We start from the raw sequence: 18,158 nt of genomic DNA, 5'->3' as shown, positions 1-18,158 counted from the left end.
AATGAAATTACTTCAAACGAAACGTATGGACCGTTACAAATATTTGTTCATCATGCTAATTATTTTTGGAGTGTTAATTGGCATGCGCTCGGTATGGTCTGAGCTATTCCACACAGTAGATGAGCATCGCGCCGTTAACGGGGTGCTTGATTTGAGAGATGTGGATCTGGATCAGTCCCCTGTCATGTACTTGAATGGGGAATGGGAACTTTACCCGGATGAGTTGCTGACCCAACAAGATATTGCGAAGAGGAATGGCGGTGCGAAGAGTGTTCAGGTCCCAGGAGACTGGGGGAGTGCACAGAATCAGGAACAAGAGAGTTCGTACGGTTACGGAACATATCGATTGCGCATTTTGACAGATCCACTTCAGACGCCGGTAACTTTCTGGTTCAAGGGAATCCGAAGTTCATCCGAGGTTGAGATGAATGGACACAACGACGGGGGTATGGGTGAGGTCTCCGCGGATGGCAGTACATATATACCCAGAAGCACTTCATATACAGCGACCTATGATCAGGAAGGAACAACCTCCATTGAACTATTGGTCCGTGTAGCCAATTACGACAGTCCGCATATGGGCGGAATTAGCAAACCTGTTCGCTTTGGTTCACAGGCAGCCGTTGATTTTTCGCGTTGGTATTCCATTGGTTTTCAGATGCTCACCTTTCTGGTTCTGCTCCTCCACGGCATGTATGCCTGTATTCTTTACGCATTTAATCGACAGGAACGTTCCTTGCTGGTTGGAGCCGTATTAACTTTATCTGTTGGCATCACGGTTACGATGGGTCATGACAATATATTGATGTTATGGCTTCCAATTAATTATACTTGGGGCATTAAAATTCGATTGATCTCATTGTTACTGCAAAATGCTTGTATCCTTCTGTTATTCCAGAGATTAACGGTGGTTCATGTACGAAAGGCATGGCTAAAGTGGCATGTTGTAATGACCTTGATCTATACGGCCGTGATTGTGGTGGTGCCCATTCATATTACCTATGCCATGATCCATTACAACGTCATTAACCTATTCTTTCTTGTATCCATGATCTGGTTTCTATACATCGTCGGAACGATGATCTTCAGGAAACAGGCGGACCGGGATATTGTTTTTCTGCTGCTTACTGCAGGAGGCATTACATCCAACCTGATATGGAGTGTGGTCGAGACAGCCAAAGATGTGACAACAGTCTATTATCCCATTGACATTATCTTTGCGATTACCGGCTTCTCCGCCTATTGGTTCAAGAAATACTTCAGGAATGTCAGGGAGAATATGAAGCTGAACACAGAACTGCAGAAGGGCGACAAAATTAAAGATCAATTCTTGGCGAATACATCACATGAACTGCGGACCCCGCTGCACGGGATCATTAACATCGCTCACAACGTGATCACCCGAGAGAAAAGCCGGTTGGATGAACGGAGCCTGGAGGATATGGAATTGCTGATTACGATCGGTCGACGGATGTCACATCTCCTTGGTGATCTACTGGATGTAGTCCGGCTGAAGGAGCACCGCATTGAGTTACGTCAGGGGCCTCTTTCCATACAGTCGGTTGTGCCCGGCGTTATCGCCATGCTGCAGTTCATGGCAGAACGAAAACCAGTCCGCCTTCATATGGAGATTCCGGAATCGTTCCCTCAGGTCATGGCTGATGAAGAAAGGCTTGTTCAGATTTTGTATAATCTACTGCATAATGCGCTTAAACATACAGAGGAAGGAACGATATCCGTAAGTGCCGAAATTCGTGAAGGACATGCTCTGATTCATGTGACGGATACAGGCATTGGCATGGATGAAGATACACGGATGCGCATTTTCCTCCCGTATGAACAAGGGTCGTATGGAATCAGTGATGGACAAGGCATCGGGCTTGGACTGAACATCTGCAAAGAGCTCGTAGAACTGCACGGTGGGGCACTTACGGTTCGCTCGGAACTCGGAAAGGGCTCGGCATTCAGCTTCGATCTACCACTCGCAGATGAAGCCGCCGATCAGGCTCAGTCACAACTTCCCCTGATATGGGAACAGGCCGCCGAGATGATGGAAGATGCACCTAGCGGATTCCTGTTACCCCGCCAAGGTATGGGGGACGCGGAAGCCTTGGCGACAGCAGAGATGGCTCCGTTGTTAAAAGAGGGGAGAGCTACCATTCTGGCTGTCGATGATGATCCGGTGAATCTGGATGTGTTGGTCAGCATTCTTTCGACGGAACCATATGATATAACTACAGCAGGTTCGGGTCAGGAAGCGATGGAATTGCTCGGCACACGTCAGTGGGATCTGCTCATTACAGATGTGATGATGCCCAATATGTCCGGATATGAGTTAACCCAGAAGGTGAGGGAACAATTCTCGATGTCTGAGCTTCCTGTGCTGCTGTTGACGGCACGAAGTCAGCCGCCAGATATCTACACGGGGTTTGCATCGGGCGCCAATGATTATGTCACGAAGCCTGTAGATGCGGTGGAACTGAAATATCGGATACGTGCATTGACCATGCTAAATCAGTCTATCCAAGAGCGCCTGCGCATGGAGGCCGCGTATTTACAGGCTCAGATTCAGCCTCACTTCCTGTTCAATACGTTGAATTCACTTATGGTTTTAAGTGATATTGATACAGAGCATATGCGGAAGCTTGGTGAAGCTTTTTCATCCTATTTACGGATCAGCTTCAACTATCTCAATACAGGGGAACTGGTGAAATTATCATATGAGCTGGAACTCGTTGAAGCCTATCTTTTTATTGAAAAAACACGATTTGAAGATCGATTGTCGGTGGTATTAAACGTAGAGCCGGACCTTCCGTTGCTTCTCCCGCCGCTATCAATTCAGCCTTTGATTGAAAATGCCGTCAGACACGGACTATTAAGTCGCAATGTAGGCGGTACGTTATGCCTATCCATTACTCGTCATGAGGGTTATACCCGTATTGAGGTGAAGGATAATGGCAAAGGTATCGAACCGGAGAAGGTTGCAGAGCTGCTACATGCTACGCCAGGTGGAAAAGGCGGAATAGGCATTGTGAATACAAACCGCAGATTGCTGCAACGGTATGGTCAGGGATTATCGATCGTAAGTGAGCCGGGTGAGGGCACGATGGTATCATTTGATATTCCGGATGAAATATAAGGAAAAGGCCGCAGAAGTGAAAACTTCCGGCCTTTTTGTTTTAATTGCGTGTTCATTCCCTAATTTTAATTATTTCTAATGCTTCTTTCATATGTTAGTATATTTAACATTAGAAGCGCGGGTTCCGGCATTGGGCGCTAAACGTTGTTATAGTGGGTGAAGAGATCGATGCGCAATTGGGTCAAAAATGAGAATGTGCAGATGACGGCCATTGCCTTTACCACTGCGGTAGGGGCGCAATTCAAGATAAATCCGTTCCGGGAAGATTACTTCCGAATCGGGCTGGGGGTTAGCATCCTTTTATTTCTGCTGATGATCATGCCACACTTGTCTTATGTGAAGACAGGAATCCTGACAGGCATCGCGAATTTGCTGTTTCAGTCGGTAGATCTCATCAATCATGTACAGAGCGTGTCTATACTGGAAAGCATGCGGGACAATCTGGGGGCAGGTGTGTATTATGTGGTCTTTGCCTATGGGCTTAGCAAGTTCAAGCATCGATTCCATGAGATGCAGCCTCTTCTGCTCGGCGGGTTAATCACATGTATCGATTTCTCCTCTAATCTTGTTGAGCTACTTTTTCGCGGAATGTTAAGCGGGACCAATATCTTTTATATGAAGGAATGGTTGTATTTGCTTGTGGTGGGCGGTCTGCGAAGTTACTTTGTGATTGGGCTATATAACAGCATTGCGGTGAGGCAGATGAGGCTCTTACATGCAGAGCAGGAGAAGCGGATGGAGCAGATGCTGAGTGTGAACTCGGGTCTGTATGGCGAGGTCTTTTACCTGAAGAAAGCGATGAATACGATCGAAGGCATTACAGCTGACAGCTATGATCTATATCGCGATCTCCGGGAGCAGGACATGAACCAATACAGTCAGCGCACCCTGGGCATTGCTCAGCAGATTCATGAAGTGAAGAAGGATTCACAACGTATTCTGGCGGGTCTGCTGAAGCTGTATGATAATGAAAAAGCAGTCAACATGAGCCTGTCTGAAGTGCTGAACTTTGCCAGTAAAGCAAACCGAAAATATAGCGAGATGTTGCATAAGCAGGTCAAGATCGACATTGAGCAACAGTATGATTGTGAGTCTCCGTATTACATTCCTCTTCTCACGGTAATGAATAACCTGATTGCCAATGCGGTAGAGGCGATTGAGCATGATGGGACGATTCGAATTCGTATATATGAGCAGGAAGAAAACGTGTATTTCGTTGTGATGGATTCTGGAAAAGGCGTACCCGAAGCCAAATGGGATGTCATCTTTGAACCAGGGTACACAACGAAGTTCAATGAAGTTGGCATTGCCGCGACAGGCATTGGCCTGTCCCATGTACGTGATATCGTTCAGTCGTTGACGGGACAGATCACAGTGGAATCGGCGCCTCTGGGAGCGAGAGGGACTACATTTCGTATAGCTATTCCCAAGATGAATTTAATAAAGGGGGCCGATGTCGATGACACTTTCTATCATGATCGTGGATGATGATGTGGTAAGTCGGAGCATGCTGCATGATATCATTGAATCCTGTGGTATCGGTGAGCTTGCGGGCATGGCTGAGGGCGGCATAGAAGGAGCACGGATGATCATGGATCTGCGTCCAGATGTGGTGCTGATTGATCTGCTGATGCCGGATCAGGACGGAATTGAGACGGTGGCGAAGCTGAAGCACGGGGGTTATACCGGGAAATTCATCATGATCTCTCAGGTGGAGAACAAAGAGATGGTAGGAGCGGCCTACCAGAACGGCATTGAATTCTTTATTCATAAACCGATTAATCGGGTGGAAGTGGAGCATGTGCTCAGCAAAGTGAATGACCAGTGGAAGTATGAACGATACGTGCTGGAGATCAAGCAGTCGATGGCTCGATTGAATCTGGTGGAAGCGACGGCCCCTGCCCAAGGTCGTACGGTGCGAGATGCGGCAAGAAGCATTCTAATGGATCTGGGGATCATCGGAGAAAGTGGTAGCAAGGACATCATTGCGCTCATGGAGTATGCGATTGATCAGAAGCAGGTCGCAGAGTGGCCGCCACTGAAGGAGTCCTATGAAGCGGTGGCCCAGACGTACAAGTCCACGCCCAAAGACGTCGAGAAAGAGAGCAAGGCGATGGAACAGCGCATTCGCAGAACGGTAATTGCCGCGTTAACGAACATGGCCTCGATTGGACTCACCGATTATAGCAACCACAAGTTTGAGCATTATGCTCCCCTCTACTTTGACTTCCAAGATGTTCGAATGAAGATGAGAGCCATGGAAGAAGATCAGGCAGGTGACAAAGGCAAGGTTAATATCAAAAAGTTCCTGCATGTGTTCTACATGGAGACGCTTGAAAAGATGAATAATTGAGGCATCATATGCCTCTGTCTGTTGGAGGATATGAAAACCCGGGAAGGTGACCATCGGCGGTGTCGAGGTCACCTTCACCAAAGACGGGCAAGCTGAAGGGGGTATTATTTTAATCCAGAATTACTTCTTTATCTGGTTGTTCAAGAAATTCGAACATGATTTTAATTTGTTCCAGCGTATTTCTTTCCAATGATAATTCAGGTAAAGCGTCGATAGCAAAAAAATCAACTGCGCTGGTTTCTACACCTGTTTCCGCATGCCCACCCACAATGTCACAGCGGATAAACATCTTATATACGTGATAAGGCTCAGGTGGGTGTCCATGGAATTTTTTGTCCAATACTGCTAACAACCGCATCGGCACAACATCAAAACCGGATTCTTCTTTAATTTCTTTCACAGCTACTTCTGATGGGGATAGGCCGATGTCACTCCATCCCCCTGGTAATGCCCATGCCCCATCTAATTTCTCTCGAACCAAAAGCACTTTGTTTTCCCTGAAAACAACACCGCGAATATCGACTTTAGGCGTTGCGTAACCTGAATCACTTGCAAATGTAAGTGATATTTTCTCTTTGTTAACAGAAGTATAGTTGCTTAAGATATCAATACTAATGCGCCTCAATTCCTCGTATCGCTCGATATCATAAACATCCTTGGCAAAGGTTAAACCTGTTTGTGAGATAGCTTGAATCTGTTTTGCCCATTCTAGCCACTTTGTGTCCATGGACTCCTCTTTTCTTCGCAAGTCACGAGATTTAGTTTAGTTAGGAAATAACCCCATTATATCATATTAATTACAGTCTATAACTACTAAGAAAAGACAAATCAAATTTAGAGAATCACACTAATGATTAAACGCACTCTACAAATATTGCTTTTTAATATAGAACTGCGAGATATTATAAAGAAACGATGTCCAGAAGAGGAGAAAGTGAAATGAACATAACTATTAATCAACAAGGCAATTCCAAGGTCGCCATTATTGAAAGTGATGGCATCGTCATCAACAATGCTCAAGATGCACTGGATTTGATGGCTTCGGTAAGGTATAGCGATGATGCCGATAAGCTCATTATCGACAAATCGAACATCACGGAAGAGTTCTTCGAACTGAAAACCAAGCTTGCAGGCGACATTTTGCAGAAATACGTGAACTATCATGTTAAGCTTGCTATTGTGGGAGATTTCGAAGGACATAACAGCAAGAGCTTGAGAGATTTCATCTATGAGTGCAACAATGGCAAGCATGTTTTCTTTTTGAAAAACAAAGAGGAAGCGCTTCAAAAGTTGCATAATATCAGTTAAGCGTACTTCCGAGGCATGTAGAGAGCCTCCTTATAATCTGAGCCAAACGTAGGAGGTTTGCACCGTGATATCTAATGAGAATTTAAAGGTATATGCTCTGCCTGAGATCGGAAATCTTAAAGTGCATGGCAGAACAACTGGAGAGCGATCGCCGTTGACGTTATTTTGGACGGGGAGTGCAGTTGAACTCAATGTACAGGGATCCGAACTATGGGTTGAAGTAGAGTCGCAGTATGACATGTATGAGTCATGGATCAGCATTCTGATCAACGGTGTTCCGGTGAGCAGACAGATGTTAACGGCGGGAAGGTACTGGGTCTGTGTATTCCGAGGTATGAACGCAGATGTGGTGAAGAATGTACGGATCGTCAAAGATGTTCAAGCGATGAGTGGTGACCCAGGTTGTTTCTTGCAGATTCATGCGGTGAAATCGGATGGAGTATTCCTGCCTGTGCAGGAAAAACCGTACAAGATCGAGTTCATTGGTGACAGTATTACATCTGGAGAAGGTGCGATTGGAGCGAAAGCGGAGGAAGATTGGATTCCGATGTGGTTTAGCGCCATACATAATTATACGTTTATGACAGCAGAGGCATTGAATGCAGAATATCGGGTCATCTCGCAAAGTGGCTGGGGTGTGCTGACAAGTTGGGATAACAATCCAAAGGGGAACATCCCCGATTATTACGAACAGGTCTGTGGCTTGCTTACTGGTGAGCGTAACGAAGCGCTCGGTGCAGGAGATCAGCATGATTTTGGTTCGTGGCGGCCGGATGTGGTGGTCGTGAACCTGGGCAGCAATGATGGGGGTGCATTTCAGTCACCGGAGTGGAAAGACCCCGACACGGGCAAGGTGTACAAGCAGCGTTTGAACGAAGATGGTACGTATCATGAAGAAGATCTGACCGCTTTTGAGAAAGCGGTGGAGCAGTTCCTGTTCAAACTTCGGAAAAACAATCCGGATGCACAACTCGTATGGGCTTATGGCATGCTTGGTTTTCCCATGATGCCTGCCATCTACCGCGCGGTTGATGCGTATACAAAGGGGACAGGAGATCGTAAGGTCTCAATCATCCAGCTTCCTGATACAACCGAAGAGACGGTAGGGGCGCGTACCCATCCTGGCGATTTATCTCATCGTAGGACGGCAGAGGTGTTAGCGGAATATGTACGAGGATTGATAGGATAACTTGATACTTGATACATGGTAATGGAAAGACCACTCTTTCATGAACGGGTACCCCAGTGGTTAGATGGTATCTAACTTGATGAGGTTCCTTCATCATAAGAATGGTCTTTTTCCTTTTCTACTTATCTAGACATTCGAAGGTGTGTCCGATGGGCCGCTGTTCTGTACCTCATAACGAATCGAAATGATCTGTCCCAGCGTCTGGGTCCGGACCATTTTGAATTGGCTGGGCACAGTGCCTGTGGGGAATAAGGGGATGCCTTCACCAAGAATTTTGGGAATGATGGCGACTTCAATCTCGTCCAGTAATTTTTTTGCTAACACAGCTTGAACCAATATACCGCCACCCACAATCCACACGTCTCCATCAGAAGTCTGCTTTAATCGGGGAATGAGCGTATCTACCGTCTCAGTTGTAAACTGTACATGCGGAGCGGGCGGCTGTTCCGAGCGGGAAAGCACATACGTTGGGCGATCCGCATAGGGAAACTCTTCGGAAAGTGTGAGCACCTCTTCATACGTATAACGTCCCATAACAACGCTACCGATCGTTTCATAAAAGGCAGCATATCCGTTATCTCCTCCGTCACCCTCCACATCAAATAACCAATCGACCGAACCGTCCAGTCTTGCGATATATCCATCCAAACTCATAGCAATGTACAAAATTGTTTTGTTATCAGACATGTTCATCGCTCCCTTCTAAAATGTATGATACACTTTAACTATGACAAAAGTTGACGTAGTTAGGATGTTGAATAAATGAATCATCGGAAATTGGCGATCATGCGCCTGATGGATTCCAGACAAAAGTTCACTGCCCGGGAACTGGCAGAACGGTTCGACGTTTCGGTTCGTACGATCCAGCGAGATCTGGATGCATTGCAGGCGCTGGGTTTTCCCTTGTACACAGAAGTTGGCGTGAACGGAGGATACCGGGTGTTGCCCAATCGGATTTTGCCACCCCTTCAACTGACACAGCAGGAGGCATTAGGGCTGTTTATGATGCTGGAATATCTACAGCAAGTACCGGATTTTCCGTATGGATCAATGCGTGAACATCTGGCTGAGCAGTATTTTTCTACTTTGCCCGAAGATGTACAGGATCTGATTATGCGAATGAGGGAACACATTGCTTTTGTCCAACATCCAGGTGAGCATGCCGAGCCTTTAACAACAGCGATATTGGGTGCAGCGGTAGAAAAGAGAGAAATCGAATTTATGTATCATGCCCGCAGTGGTCCTAAAAAAGTCCAGGTCTTTCCCTATGGCATCTACTATGAGCAGGGACATTGGTACATGCCAGCCCGGAATAAGGACCGCGTATTATTGTATCGGGTGGATCGCATGCAGCAGTTGACGGTTATGGAATCAGTGGATAAATCTGTTCCAAGTCTAAAGGCATGGTTAGCTGCCAAAGAAGATAGAGCAAGCGTAGAAGTGGTGCTGCATTTCACGGAATTTGGAGCGAGGATTGCTGCGTCAGATGTATTGTTCAAGTCAGTTGAAGGCCATGAGTGGCGCGGACTGATTCCGCCTGAAGAGTTCTCTTTTACAGCACGAAAGTTACTCTCCTATGGGCCGGAAGTGAAGGTGGTGTCTCCGCTCGAACTACAGCAGCAGGTTAAAGGGATGCTGGAACGGAGTTTAAGCCAGTATGGTGGGGGATAAGAGCTTTCAAACGCTGGATATTAGGGTATCAAGGAAGAGATAAGAAAGGTGTGTAGACAAATGAGCAAAGTTTGGACTAAAGATATCATCCCGACTGTATCCGATAAAGTAGTGATTGTGACAGGTTCGAACGGCGGGTTAGGGTATGAAACGGCATTAGCGTTAGCTGAAAAAGGCGCAAAAGTTATCCTTGCAGTTCGTAATCTGGAAAAAGGTGAAAAGGCAGCTAATAAAATAAAGTCGTCTGTGCATGTAGCTGGAGAGGTAATCGTTATGCAGCTCGACCTTAGCGATTTAGCTAGTATTCGTAAGTTCGCAGCCGCTTTTCTTGAGCAATACGATTCTTTGTCCATTCTCGTTAATAATGCAGGAATTATGAACCCTCCATTCCAGTTGACGAAAGATGGCTTTGAATTGCAGTTTGGTAGTAATCATCTAGGCCATTTTGCGCTTACGGGTCTACTATTGCCTCGATTGATCTCTACTCCGAAATCGAGAGTTGTCACTGTAAGTAGTATGGCAGCTCATAATGGTGCGATTGATTTTAATAATTTAGATGGCTCCAAAGGATATAATCCCATGAAGTTCTACAGTCAAAGCAAGCTAGCCAATCTGATGTTTGCGAGAGAGCTGCAGAATAAATTTAATTCCGCCCATATTGATTCCATGAGTATCGCCGCTCATCCAGGAATTTCGCATACCAATCTATTTTCCTTCGGTTCGGGGAAACAGACCAATATATTCATGCGCAGTCTTTTGAAAATCATTAGTCAACCAGCACATATGGGGGCATTACCTACCTTATATGCTGCAGCAGATCCGACGATCACGGGAGGGGAGTATATTGCTCCCAGCGGTATGGGCGGCACTAAGGGCTATCCCAAGAGCGCTAAGATCATCGAAAAATTATATGACGCTAACATTTCAAACAAGCTATGGAGCGTATCAGAAGAATTAACAGGGGTATATTACAGATTCGACGTGTAGATTTTGCCATTAGGGAAAGTAAACCTTATTATGGTATAGACAGTTAAAAGTTCTTCAGCACGAATAAGATTAACTGAATGGGGGGCTACCATGATTCGATTCATAATAAATTTAACGACCCGCTCTATGCAGAGTCCATGTGATGAACAACGGCGGTTGTTTGCATAGAGCTTGAAATTCTTTTCCGCCATATCATTGTAGTGCATATCCAATGTGTTCATTGTACGACTCTGCTGCCTTAAAGATTTTAACTTTTAAGGAGTGGAGCAACGTGAAATATATTAATGCGGATACAATCTTCCCGGAAGAATTACTCAAAGAAATACAGCGTCATATCTCTGGTGGCTTGATCTATATTCCGAGGCCCAAGGATGCCCACAAGAAGTGGGGCGAGAATTCGGGTGGCAGAAGGATTGTCCGGGAGCGGAACGACGAGATCCGCCAGCTTTTTGCTGCCGGAACAACCATCGATCAGCTTGCGGACCAATACTGTTTATCCATCGATAGCATCAAGAAAATTGTGTATTGCAAAAAGGGATGAAACTATAAAAGCCATGTTCGAGCAATCGAATGTGGCTTTTTCCTGTAAGAATAAAGAATAGTTATTAAAGCTTTTTTACATATTCGAGGTTGTTAATTACGCGTACAATTCATTTGACGGTAGAAGGTTATGCTGTGAGAGTTCATGAATTAACTCCTTAAATCATCTGGTAAGGTTGGTGAATATGAATATAGAAGTGAAATTAACGAATAAAGACGAGGCGTATGTGATTAAAAATATGTACCCGCTATACCTTCATGATCTATCCGGACATTATGGTCTGGGTGGAGAGCATACCCCGAACGAACATGGCATTTTTGAGCCAAGTCCTGATTATATAACTTTGCAGGATCAGTATAACGTCCAGAACATATGGTGGGAAAAACCGGAGTGTCTTTATCCGTTCCTCATGATTGTGGATGGCATACCGGCAGGGTTTGCGTTCATAGCTACTCCGCCATATTGTTCACAAGGCACGAATTTCTTTGTAAATGACTTCTTTCTGATGCAGCCGTTTCGAGGTGTAGGCGTTGCTGAACACGCGGCATCGACGATCTTTGGCATGTTTATAGGAAACTGGGAGTTGTTCACCAATCCATCGGAGAACAATAAGATTGGCCAATCTTTCTGGCGGAAAACAGTGAATAATTATACCAAAGGTAACTATCGGGAGATGTACGGGCAAACGTTCGATGGTTATAAATTGATTTTTCAATTCTCCAATATATAAAAAGAGAGACCGTCTCCCTTTGCGGAAAACGATCTCTCTCTACTACCTTTTATAAACTACCGTTGAAATAGTGATACTCAGAAATCACTTCAAAACCAACACTGCGGTACAGATTCAAAGCACGTTTGTTCTCGGTAACAACGGATAAGCGAATATCTGTGTAACTTTGTTTCCTTAGGAGATCAACCAGGATGCTAAGCGCAGTGCGCCCCAGTTTCTGTCCCTGATAAGCAGGCAAGATACAGAAGTTATGAATAAATGCGGTTGTTGCATTAATGGAGTTGACCCGTACCAGCCCAACAGGCAGTTGATTCTGCCATACAATATAGGTGACTCGGCTGGGTTCATTTGTTTGCATAAAGTACTCGCGTGTCCAGTCCTCCGAATCTCCAAAGGCTTGGGAGGAGCAAGTGACCATAAATTCCATATCCTCGGCTTCTGCCAAGGACAACGTTAGTTCAGGAGGCTCCACAACCGAAAGGACCTCATTCACAAGTTGCATCGAGTACTCCGCACGATCATAAATGGCTCCGAGGGATTGGGCAGTATGAACACCCGGAGATAAGCCCTGAGGAACGCGATAACTGAGTTGGTTAATCCCTTGTGGTTTCATATCCAGGATGGCCCTGTTCAGTAGGCTGCCGAACACACCTTGGCGACGAAAATCTGGGTGTACGATGGCATTAATATTCCCGGTTACGCCGTCGGATGGATACCAACTGAGGAGTCCTACCAAATCACCGTGGCGATAACAGAGGAGTGCATGGTCTCCGTCTTTTTTGCTAATATGGTCAAGGTCTGCTTTCAGATGAACGGAATCAAGCTGTTTACATTGTTGTTCGAGTAAAATAATAGCATCAATCTGTTCCTTGGAATCATAGATCATAGGAAAGACTTGATAAGTTGACATAGCTTTCACACCTTCATTGTTGAAGGAAACACGCAGTTATTGGACCCTCAGGCGCTATCCTTCGAGAGTTGGTCCAGTTGTAATTTTGATCATCATTATTATCTCCTCCAAATCACTTCCCGATGACTATAACACAATCTATGATGAAGATGACACCCAATGGATGTAATTCACTGGGTGTCTGTTCAGATGTTCCTAATAACTGGACATTATATCCTATTGAAGGGATAATTGAGAGTAATACTGACGAGAAAGGAGTTGATCACCTCGCGTAAGTTAGCTTATGTGATGAGTACGTTGTTTCTTTCATCTGTCATGATAATGGGGTGCACCCCATCTGAGTCAGCCGAGAACGTTAAAGAGACCATTCCACCAGCGACGAATCAGCCGAGTATTGTGAGCAATCAGAAGGCGTCAGCCATAGATGAGCAGCAGGCCCTCGAAATGTCGCTGGATTATAAAACAACCGAACTGACTGTTGATTATAAGGACTATGAAGATACGTTAACTGTGGAGGGTCTGCTGGCTAGAGCAGAAGTAATCAGACCATTTTTGACAGAAAGGAATTTCGAATCCAATATAGATGCGCGATTTAACAAGATTCCTTTACGTGTAGCAGACAAAGAGAAGGCTCTGCTGCATCCTGAAAATATACAAACCAAGATCAAAGATAGCAAGAGTGACTGGATTCTTGTGGAATACACGCTCGATTTGAAATTTACGGATAAGGATGGCAAAGAGTTCAAGTCCATTCCGTTATCGGGTGATATCACCTTTTTGCAGGATCAGGGAGAATGGCGCATTCAGGATGACACGTACAACATGAAGCCCTTCACAGAAATCATCAATAATTCACTATAATGCATGAGTCATCTGTGAATCTGGCACATACAGATTGTGCTCGAATTATTCATTGCGAATAAGATCCTTCATATCAGTATGCACTTCAAAGTGTGTACTTTTTTTGTGGCGGCGCACCCAGCTAAGCGCGCGTCGTCAAAAGGGTATCATCGCGATGTTAGCTATCGACACCTGCTAGAAATTTGCAGGGTACATTCTCCTGTATTGATGATATTATTTGGATGATCAACTTACTTATTGCGCTCTTGTAGAATGGGGTTGGGTTCATCATGAGGGAGATTCTCCGAGTCGGTTCTCGTAAGGTTTGGTTGTATATCATTGCTGCTGTTATTGGTTTGGTTACAGGCTATGTCGTCCTCTCTTCGCCGGACTCTCCTAGACTCCAAAGTGAAGAAGGTATTCTGGATTTAACGCAGGCTCAACTTAGTACGAATCCGCAAAAATTAACAGGGAAGTGGGCGTTCTATTGGCAAGAACTGCTGTCGCCTGAGGATATGCGGGTTCGTTCGGCAAGGGAAGGAAATCAGGACCACTGGATTAACATCCCAAGCTCCTGGCTGGGCTACCCGTTAGAAGGTCAGCGGCTGAGCGGTACAGGCTATGCAACCTTTGGACTGGTCGTTCATCTAAGCGAGCAGGATCGCGATGAGATGCTTGCTCTGCGGCTGTCTAGCATTTTTAATGCGTACAAATTATGGGTCAATGGCGAGCTGCTGGCAGAAGTTGGTGAGGTTGGTCAGGACAAGCACAGCATGACCCCGCAATTGGAAACAAAGCTGGTGTATTTTCAGCCTGAAAGCGACACGTTAGAGCTGGTCATGCAAGTATCCAACTTCCAACATCATCGGGGCGGCATTACCAAGGATATCGAGCTGGGTGGCAGTGACGTACTAACGACCAAGACCAATCTGAATCTTGCCAGGGATATGTTCATCACGGCAAGTTTGCTAGTGATCGGTTTGTATAATCTGCTGTTGTTTATGTTGCGACGTAAGGATAAAGCTCCGTTATATTTTGGCCTGTTTACTGTACTGCTTGGTATTCGATCCTTGTTCAACGGCGAGCTTATCTTTACACAATGGTTGCCTCATTTTCCTTGGGAATTGCAGTTCAAGATCGAATATCTGATTCTTTGCCTCAGCGGTTATATCATCACCATGTATTTTGATTGTATTTTTCCGAATTATGTGTCGCGATGGTTTCGCCTTGGCACCCGGATCGTAACTGGTGCATTCTGTATCCTTGTAGTGGTAACCCCTGCAATTATATATACAAAATTTTTGCTGGTAATCGGTGTGATGGTAGTTCTACATATGATTTATCTGATGATCGGGCTGGTTCAGGCGGCTGTGCGACGTATGGAGGGAGCGCTGATCTTCCTGCTGGTGTCGGTGGTTACTTTGGTCACGGTTGTCAACGATTTTTTGTATTTTAACGGATGGTCGCTAGTTGGAAATACATCTCCGCTTGGCTTATTGATATTTACGATCGCGCAGCTGATTCTGCTGTCTTCGCGATCTACGAGGACGGCATCGAACGAAGAGAGAATTACACGTGAATTACAGTACGTTAATGACAAGCTGATTGAAATGAATATGAATCTGGAACAGACCGTTCAGGAGCGAACACAGGCCTTATCTACAGTGCATGATGATCTCCAAACCTCGTATGACCGACTGCTTCACTCCGAGCAAGGGAGGAAGAAGCTACTTGCTTATATTACGCATGATCTGCGTATGCCGTTGTCCAGTATGCTTGGATATGTAGAAGCTATACAGGACAGGGTCAAGCCGGAACGCAATGAACAATATCTGAAGTACATCCGGGAGAACACGATAAGGATTAACCGTATGATCGAGGAGTTGTCCTTCTTGTCTCATTTGGAGACTGGACAAGTCTCGTACCGAATGGAGCCAGTTCAGATGATTCCTTTCTTGCATGGTTTTTTTGAACAATATGAGTTGGTAGTGCGCGACGCAGGATTAGACTTCATACTGGATATCGGAGATGCCGAGGATAGACGATCTATTTTGCCAGTTGTCGAGATGGATGCGAAAAGAATAGAGCAGGCTTTATTTAATCTAGTGTCAAATGCCATGAAGTTCACCTCCAGCGGGGGGCTGGTGCGTATTGCACTAGTTGTGGAAGTGGTGAATCATGCTCCCCATGCAGTCATTAGCATACAGGATTCTGGAATGGGGATTCCTCCGGATCAGCTTGAGCAAATCTTCGAACGTAATTACAGATATGATCGGCCGGGAATGGGCATAGAGGGCAGTGGACTGGGGCTGGCAATTTGCAGGGAAATCGTACAAGCGCACGGAGGAATGGTTCGAGCGGAGAGCGACGGCAAGATGGGGGCGACATTCTATGTAACGTTTCCTTGTACGGTGATTGAAGGAAAGGGGTGATGAGATGGACACGCACAAAATCATGATCGTTGATGATGATCCTCATATATGCGAGATTGTGCAGGTGTATTGTGATAGGGAGGGATTTGTCTCCACCTGCAGTCATAGCGGGTCAGAAGCGATGGAGCTGCTTGCATCGTTTGAGCCGGATTTAATTATACTGGATATATTGCTGGCTAATGAAAACGGTATTGACTGGTGCAGGAATGCGCGTAATCTCACCAGTGCGCCGATTGTGTTTCTGAGCAGTCAAGAGGAAGACGAAATAAAAATTAGCGCATTATCCTATGGCGGGGACGATTATGTGACCAAGCCGTTCAGTCCGGGAGTGCTCATGGCCAAGATCAAGGCTCACCTTCGCAGAGTGTCGACGGGTAGAAGGGAACAACTGCTGGAGTTACCGGGTTTGACACTGGATTTCTACACGCAGTCCGTCAACATGGGAAGTACATCTATCTCTTTATCGAAAAAAGAATTCAGTCTGCTGTCCTATATGGCACAAAACGTGAATCGTGTCGTCAGTGTCGATACGTTGTTTCAAATCATCTGGGGAATGGAAAGTCTGGAGGATACGAGAACGGTTGCTGTACATATCAGTAATTTACGCAAAAAAATTGAGTCTGACCCTGCCGACCCCGAGCGAATCATTACGGTTCGGGGTAGCGGATATATGCTGGTTTCTAACAGTACGTCACAAGCATGAATATAGCAGTAAGGGTAGTCTATTATAAATGGGAAAATGGCGTTGGAGCAGTATCTGACGCTATTGGCCCATTTTTTGTTCTTTCCACTAGCTTCGTAATCGACTCAAGATATTGAATCCCTCAACACCAGTCTGCGCTTTTCCATCCTCGTCAAAATGATGTGCCATCTCTCCGAAAAATTAAACGATCCAATACGCACGGATTTAAAGTTTTCTTTAGATTTCTCAAGTAGGATAATCCATCATGATAAAATCACTGTGGTCGATATAACGACATATTTCATCAAATTGCAACTGATTATTAGCTACGAGGACGTTACATTCAAGCCGGATCAAACGATAATTCGTGAAGAAATGGTTGTCTTGCTGTCCCGCATTAGTACTTGAAGAGAAGGAAGTGGCTCCGATGGCACGAGTTATATGTATCACATCAGGGAAAGGTGGAGTTGGCAAGACAACGGTCACGGCTAATCTCGGGACTGCCCTTGCCTTATCGGGGAGCAGCGTTTGCCTGATCGACGCTGATTTTGGATTGAGAAATCTGGATATTCCGCTTGGTTTGAGCAATAGGGTAAGGTATCATATTTCTGATTTTCTGACGGGTCAATGTGCTTTACATCAAGTGATCGTCAAAGATAAGCGAATCAGTACCTTGTCCTTTATCTCCTGTAGTAACGACGCGGTGCATCACGATGATCCACAAGTTTTTGGCGAGGTTGTACAGCAAATAGCCCAGGGCTATGATTATGTGCTGATCGATTCGCCGGCAGGCATTGAAAATGGATTCTGGAATGCGGCTTTGGCAGCAGATGAGGCTATTGTCGTTACTACACCTCATCGTACATCGCTTCAGGACGCGGATCGCGTAATCGGATTATTAGAAGATATGATTCCGGCTCCGCCACAGCTCATCATTAATATGGCCGACGGACAGGAAGCTCGTTCCGCAACGGTAAAGATGCAGGATATGATCGATATTCTCAATATCGGTGTGATTGGCGTGATCCATGCCGATGTAGAAATTATACGTTCCGTACATAAGGGCATTCCGATTGCGCTTAATCCCGAGTTTGAAAGCGGGCTGCGCTTCAGGCATATCGCCCACAATGTGGCGAAGAATCAGCAGGAGTCGTTTATCTCATTGAAACCCAAGAGGCATATTAGTGTTTTTTCACTTCCTCCAAGACTGCGTTGGGGGAAGAGCAGTTCGTTATAGTCGCTTCTGGTAGATGAATCGTTGAGAAGAGAATCATCTGGAATGGACTGCAGACGAGCTAAAGAATTCATGAAAGAGTGGTGTGGGAGTTACCTTCCCTACGCCGCTATTTTTTGATGTCATTGATGTTCTCACTTGC

16 protein-coding genes are annotated in these 18,158 nt (G+C 45.5%); 13 read left to right on the top strand and 3 right to left on the bottom strand.

Annotation, left to right across the window (positions count from 1 at the left end; translation table 11 throughout):
• Position 1 precedes the first annotated feature (1 nt).
• The 3 genes from EL84_RS05375 to EL84_RS05365 all read left to right on the top strand — a co-directional run bounded on the left by EL84_RS05375 (position 2) and on the right by EL84_RS05365 (position 5,492).
• Positions 2-3,139, top strand: a complete 3,138-nt coding sequence (locus EL84_RS05375; protein WP_047840971.1) for an ATP-binding protein — start codon at positions 2-4, stop codon at positions 3,137-3,139.
• A gap of 168 nt (positions 3,140-3,307) precedes the next feature.
• Positions 3,308-4,627 carry an ATP-binding protein gene (locus tag EL84_RS05370; protein WP_047840970.1) on the top strand — a complete coding sequence of 440 codons (1,320 nt, stop codon included), beginning with the start codon at positions 3,308-3,310 and terminating at the stop codon, positions 4,625-4,627.
• A complete protein-coding gene (locus EL84_RS05365; RefSeq protein WP_047840969.1) occupies positions 4,599-5,492 on the top strand; it encodes a response regulator in 894 nt (297 codons plus the stop codon). The genes EL84_RS05370 and EL84_RS05365 overlap by 29 nt, the downstream gene beginning before the upstream one ends.
• A gap of 109 nt (positions 5,493-5,601) precedes the next feature.
• Here the strand turns inward: EL84_RS05365 and EL84_RS05360 are convergent, their stop codons facing one another.
• On the bottom strand, positions 5,602-6,219 hold the full coding sequence (locus tag EL84_RS05360; RefSeq protein WP_047840968.1) for an NUDIX hydrolase: 618 nt from the start codon (positions 6,217-6,219) through the stop codon (positions 5,602-5,604).
• A gap of 212 nt (positions 6,220-6,431) precedes the next feature.
• Between EL84_RS05360 and EL84_RS05355 the strand changes: the two genes are divergently transcribed.
• Both EL84_RS05355 and EL84_RS05350 read left to right on the top strand, forming a co-directional pair.
• A complete protein-coding gene (locus EL84_RS05355) occupies positions 6,432-6,800 on the top strand; it encodes a DUF4180 domain-containing protein (protein ID WP_047840967.1) in 369 nt (122 codons plus the stop codon).
• A 64-nt stretch (positions 6,801-6,864) separates the two neighbouring features.
• Positions 6,865-7,989: an SGNH/GDSL hydrolase family protein gene (locus EL84_RS05350; protein ID WP_047840966.1), complete on the top strand. Its 1,125-nt coding sequence runs from the start codon at positions 6,865-6,867 to the stop codon at positions 7,987-7,989.
• Between the two features lie 126 nt (positions 7,990-8,115).
• On the opposite strand, the gene EL84_RS05345 is transcribed toward EL84_RS05350, so the two are convergent.
• Positions 8,116-8,682: a dihydrofolate reductase family protein gene (locus tag EL84_RS05345; RefSeq protein WP_047840965.1), complete on the bottom strand. Its 567-nt coding sequence runs from the start codon at positions 8,680-8,682 to the stop codon at positions 8,116-8,118.
• Positions 8,683-8,751: 69 nt separating this feature from the next.
• On the opposite strand from EL84_RS05345, the gene EL84_RS05340 reads away from it, so the two are divergent.
• The 4 genes from EL84_RS05340 (at position 8,752) to EL84_RS05325 (ending at position 11,918) form a co-directional block, all read left to right on the top strand.
• Positions 8,752-9,660 carry a helix-turn-helix transcriptional regulator gene (locus EL84_RS05340; protein ID WP_047840964.1) on the top strand — a complete coding sequence of 303 codons (909 nt, stop codon included), beginning with the start codon at positions 8,752-8,754 and terminating at the stop codon, positions 9,658-9,660.
• Positions 9,661-9,720: 60 nt separating this feature from the next.
• On the top strand, positions 9,721-10,647 hold the full coding sequence (locus tag EL84_RS05335; RefSeq protein ID WP_047840963.1) for an oxidoreductase: 927 nt from the start codon (positions 9,721-9,723) through the stop codon (positions 10,645-10,647).
• 271 nt (positions 10,648-10,918) lie between these two features.
• Positions 10,919-11,188, top strand: coding sequence for a CD3324 family protein (locus EL84_RS05330; protein ID WP_036611734.1), 270 nt, complete (start codon positions 10,919-10,921; stop codon positions 11,186-11,188).
• A 184-nt stretch (positions 11,189-11,372) separates the two neighbouring features.
• A complete protein-coding gene (locus tag EL84_RS05325) occupies positions 11,373-11,918 on the top strand; it encodes a hypothetical protein (RefSeq protein ID WP_047840962.1) in 546 nt (181 codons plus the stop codon).
• A 49-nt stretch (positions 11,919-11,967) separates the two neighbouring features.
• On the opposite strand, the gene EL84_RS05320 is transcribed toward EL84_RS05325, so the two are convergent.
• Complete coding sequence (locus EL84_RS05320) at positions 11,968-12,828, bottom strand: GNAT family N-acetyltransferase (RefSeq protein WP_047840961.1); 861 nt, start codon at positions 12,826-12,828, stop codon at positions 11,968-11,970.
• Positions 12,829-13,059: 231 nt separating this feature from the next.
• On the opposite strand from EL84_RS05320, the gene EL84_RS05315 reads away from it, so the two are divergent.
• The 4 genes from EL84_RS05315 (at position 13,060) to minD (ending at position 18,019) form a co-directional block, all read left to right on the top strand.
• The gene (locus tag EL84_RS05315; protein WP_161799407.1) at positions 13,060-13,689 is read left to right on the top strand and encodes a hypothetical protein; all 630 of its coding nucleotides are present in this window, start codon (positions 13,060-13,062) and stop codon (positions 13,687-13,689) included.
• A 269-nt stretch (positions 13,690-13,958) separates the two neighbouring features.
• Positions 13,959-16,100, top strand: a complete 2,142-nt coding sequence (locus tag EL84_RS05310) for an ATP-binding protein (protein ID WP_047840959.1) — start codon at positions 13,959-13,961, stop codon at positions 16,098-16,100.
• 4 nt (positions 16,101-16,104) lie between these two features.
• Positions 16,105-16,803, top strand: coding sequence for a response regulator transcription factor (locus tag EL84_RS05305; protein ID WP_036671783.1), 699 nt, complete (start codon positions 16,105-16,107; stop codon positions 16,801-16,803).
• A 406-nt stretch (positions 16,804-17,209) separates the two neighbouring features.
• Complete coding sequence (minD, locus tag EL84_RS05300; protein WP_047840958.1) at positions 17,210-18,019, top strand: septum site-determining protein MinD; 810 nt, start codon at positions 17,210-17,212, stop codon at positions 18,017-18,019.
• Positions 18,020-18,158 lie beyond the last annotated feature (139 nt).

It is taken from the genome of Paenibacillus sp. VT-400, from assembly GCF_001029205.1.
Taxonomy (GTDB): Bacteria; Bacillota; Bacilli; order Paenibacillales; family Paenibacillaceae; genus Paenibacillus; species Paenibacillus amylolyticus.
This window is presented reverse-complemented; position numbering and strand designations above follow the sequence as displayed.

Excerpts from the sequence above, each read along its gene's own strand:
- EL84_RS05375 (WP_047840971.1), top strand. The coding sequence starts at position 2 with ATGAAATTACTTCAAACGAAACGTATGGACCGTTACAAATATTTGTTC.
- EL84_RS05370 (WP_047840970.1), top strand. The coding sequence starts at position 3,308 with ATGCGCAATTGGGTCAAAAATGAGAATGTGCAGATGACGGCCATTGCC.
- EL84_RS05365 (WP_047840969.1), top strand. The coding sequence starts at position 4,599 with ATGACACTTTCTATCATGATCGTGGATGATGATGTGGTAAGTCGGAGC.
- EL84_RS05360 (WP_047840968.1), bottom strand. The coding sequence starts at position 6,219 with ATGGACACAAAGTGGCTAGAATGGGCAAAACAGATTCAAGCTATCTCA.
- EL84_RS05355 (WP_047840967.1), top strand. The coding sequence starts at position 6,432 with ATGAACATAACTATTAATCAACAAGGCAATTCCAAGGTCGCCATTATT.
- EL84_RS05345 (WP_047840965.1), bottom strand. The coding sequence starts at position 8,682 with ATGAACATGTCTGATAACAAAACAATTTTGTACATTGCTATGAGTTTG.
- EL84_RS05340 (WP_047840964.1), top strand. The coding sequence starts at position 8,752 with ATGAATCATCGGAAATTGGCGATCATGCGCCTGATGGATTCCAGACAA.
- EL84_RS05335 (WP_047840963.1), top strand. The coding sequence starts at position 9,721 with ATGAGCAAAGTTTGGACTAAAGATATCATCCCGACTGTATCCGATAAA.
- EL84_RS05325 (WP_047840962.1), top strand. The coding sequence starts at position 11,373 with ATGAATATAGAAGTGAAATTAACGAATAAAGACGAGGCGTATGTGATT.
- EL84_RS05320 (WP_047840961.1), bottom strand. The coding sequence starts at position 12,828 with ATGTCAACTTATCAAGTCTTTCCTATGATCTATGATTCCAAGGAACAG.
- EL84_RS05310 (WP_047840959.1), top strand. The coding sequence starts at position 13,959 with ATGAGGGAGATTCTCCGAGTCGGTTCTCGTAAGGTTTGGTTGTATATC.
- EL84_RS05305 (WP_036671783.1), top strand. The coding sequence starts at position 16,105 with ATGGACACGCACAAAATCATGATCGTTGATGATGATCCTCATATATGC.
- minD (WP_047840958.1), top strand. The coding sequence starts at position 17,210 with ATGGCACGAGTTATATGTATCACATCAGGGAAAGGTGGAGTTGGCAAG.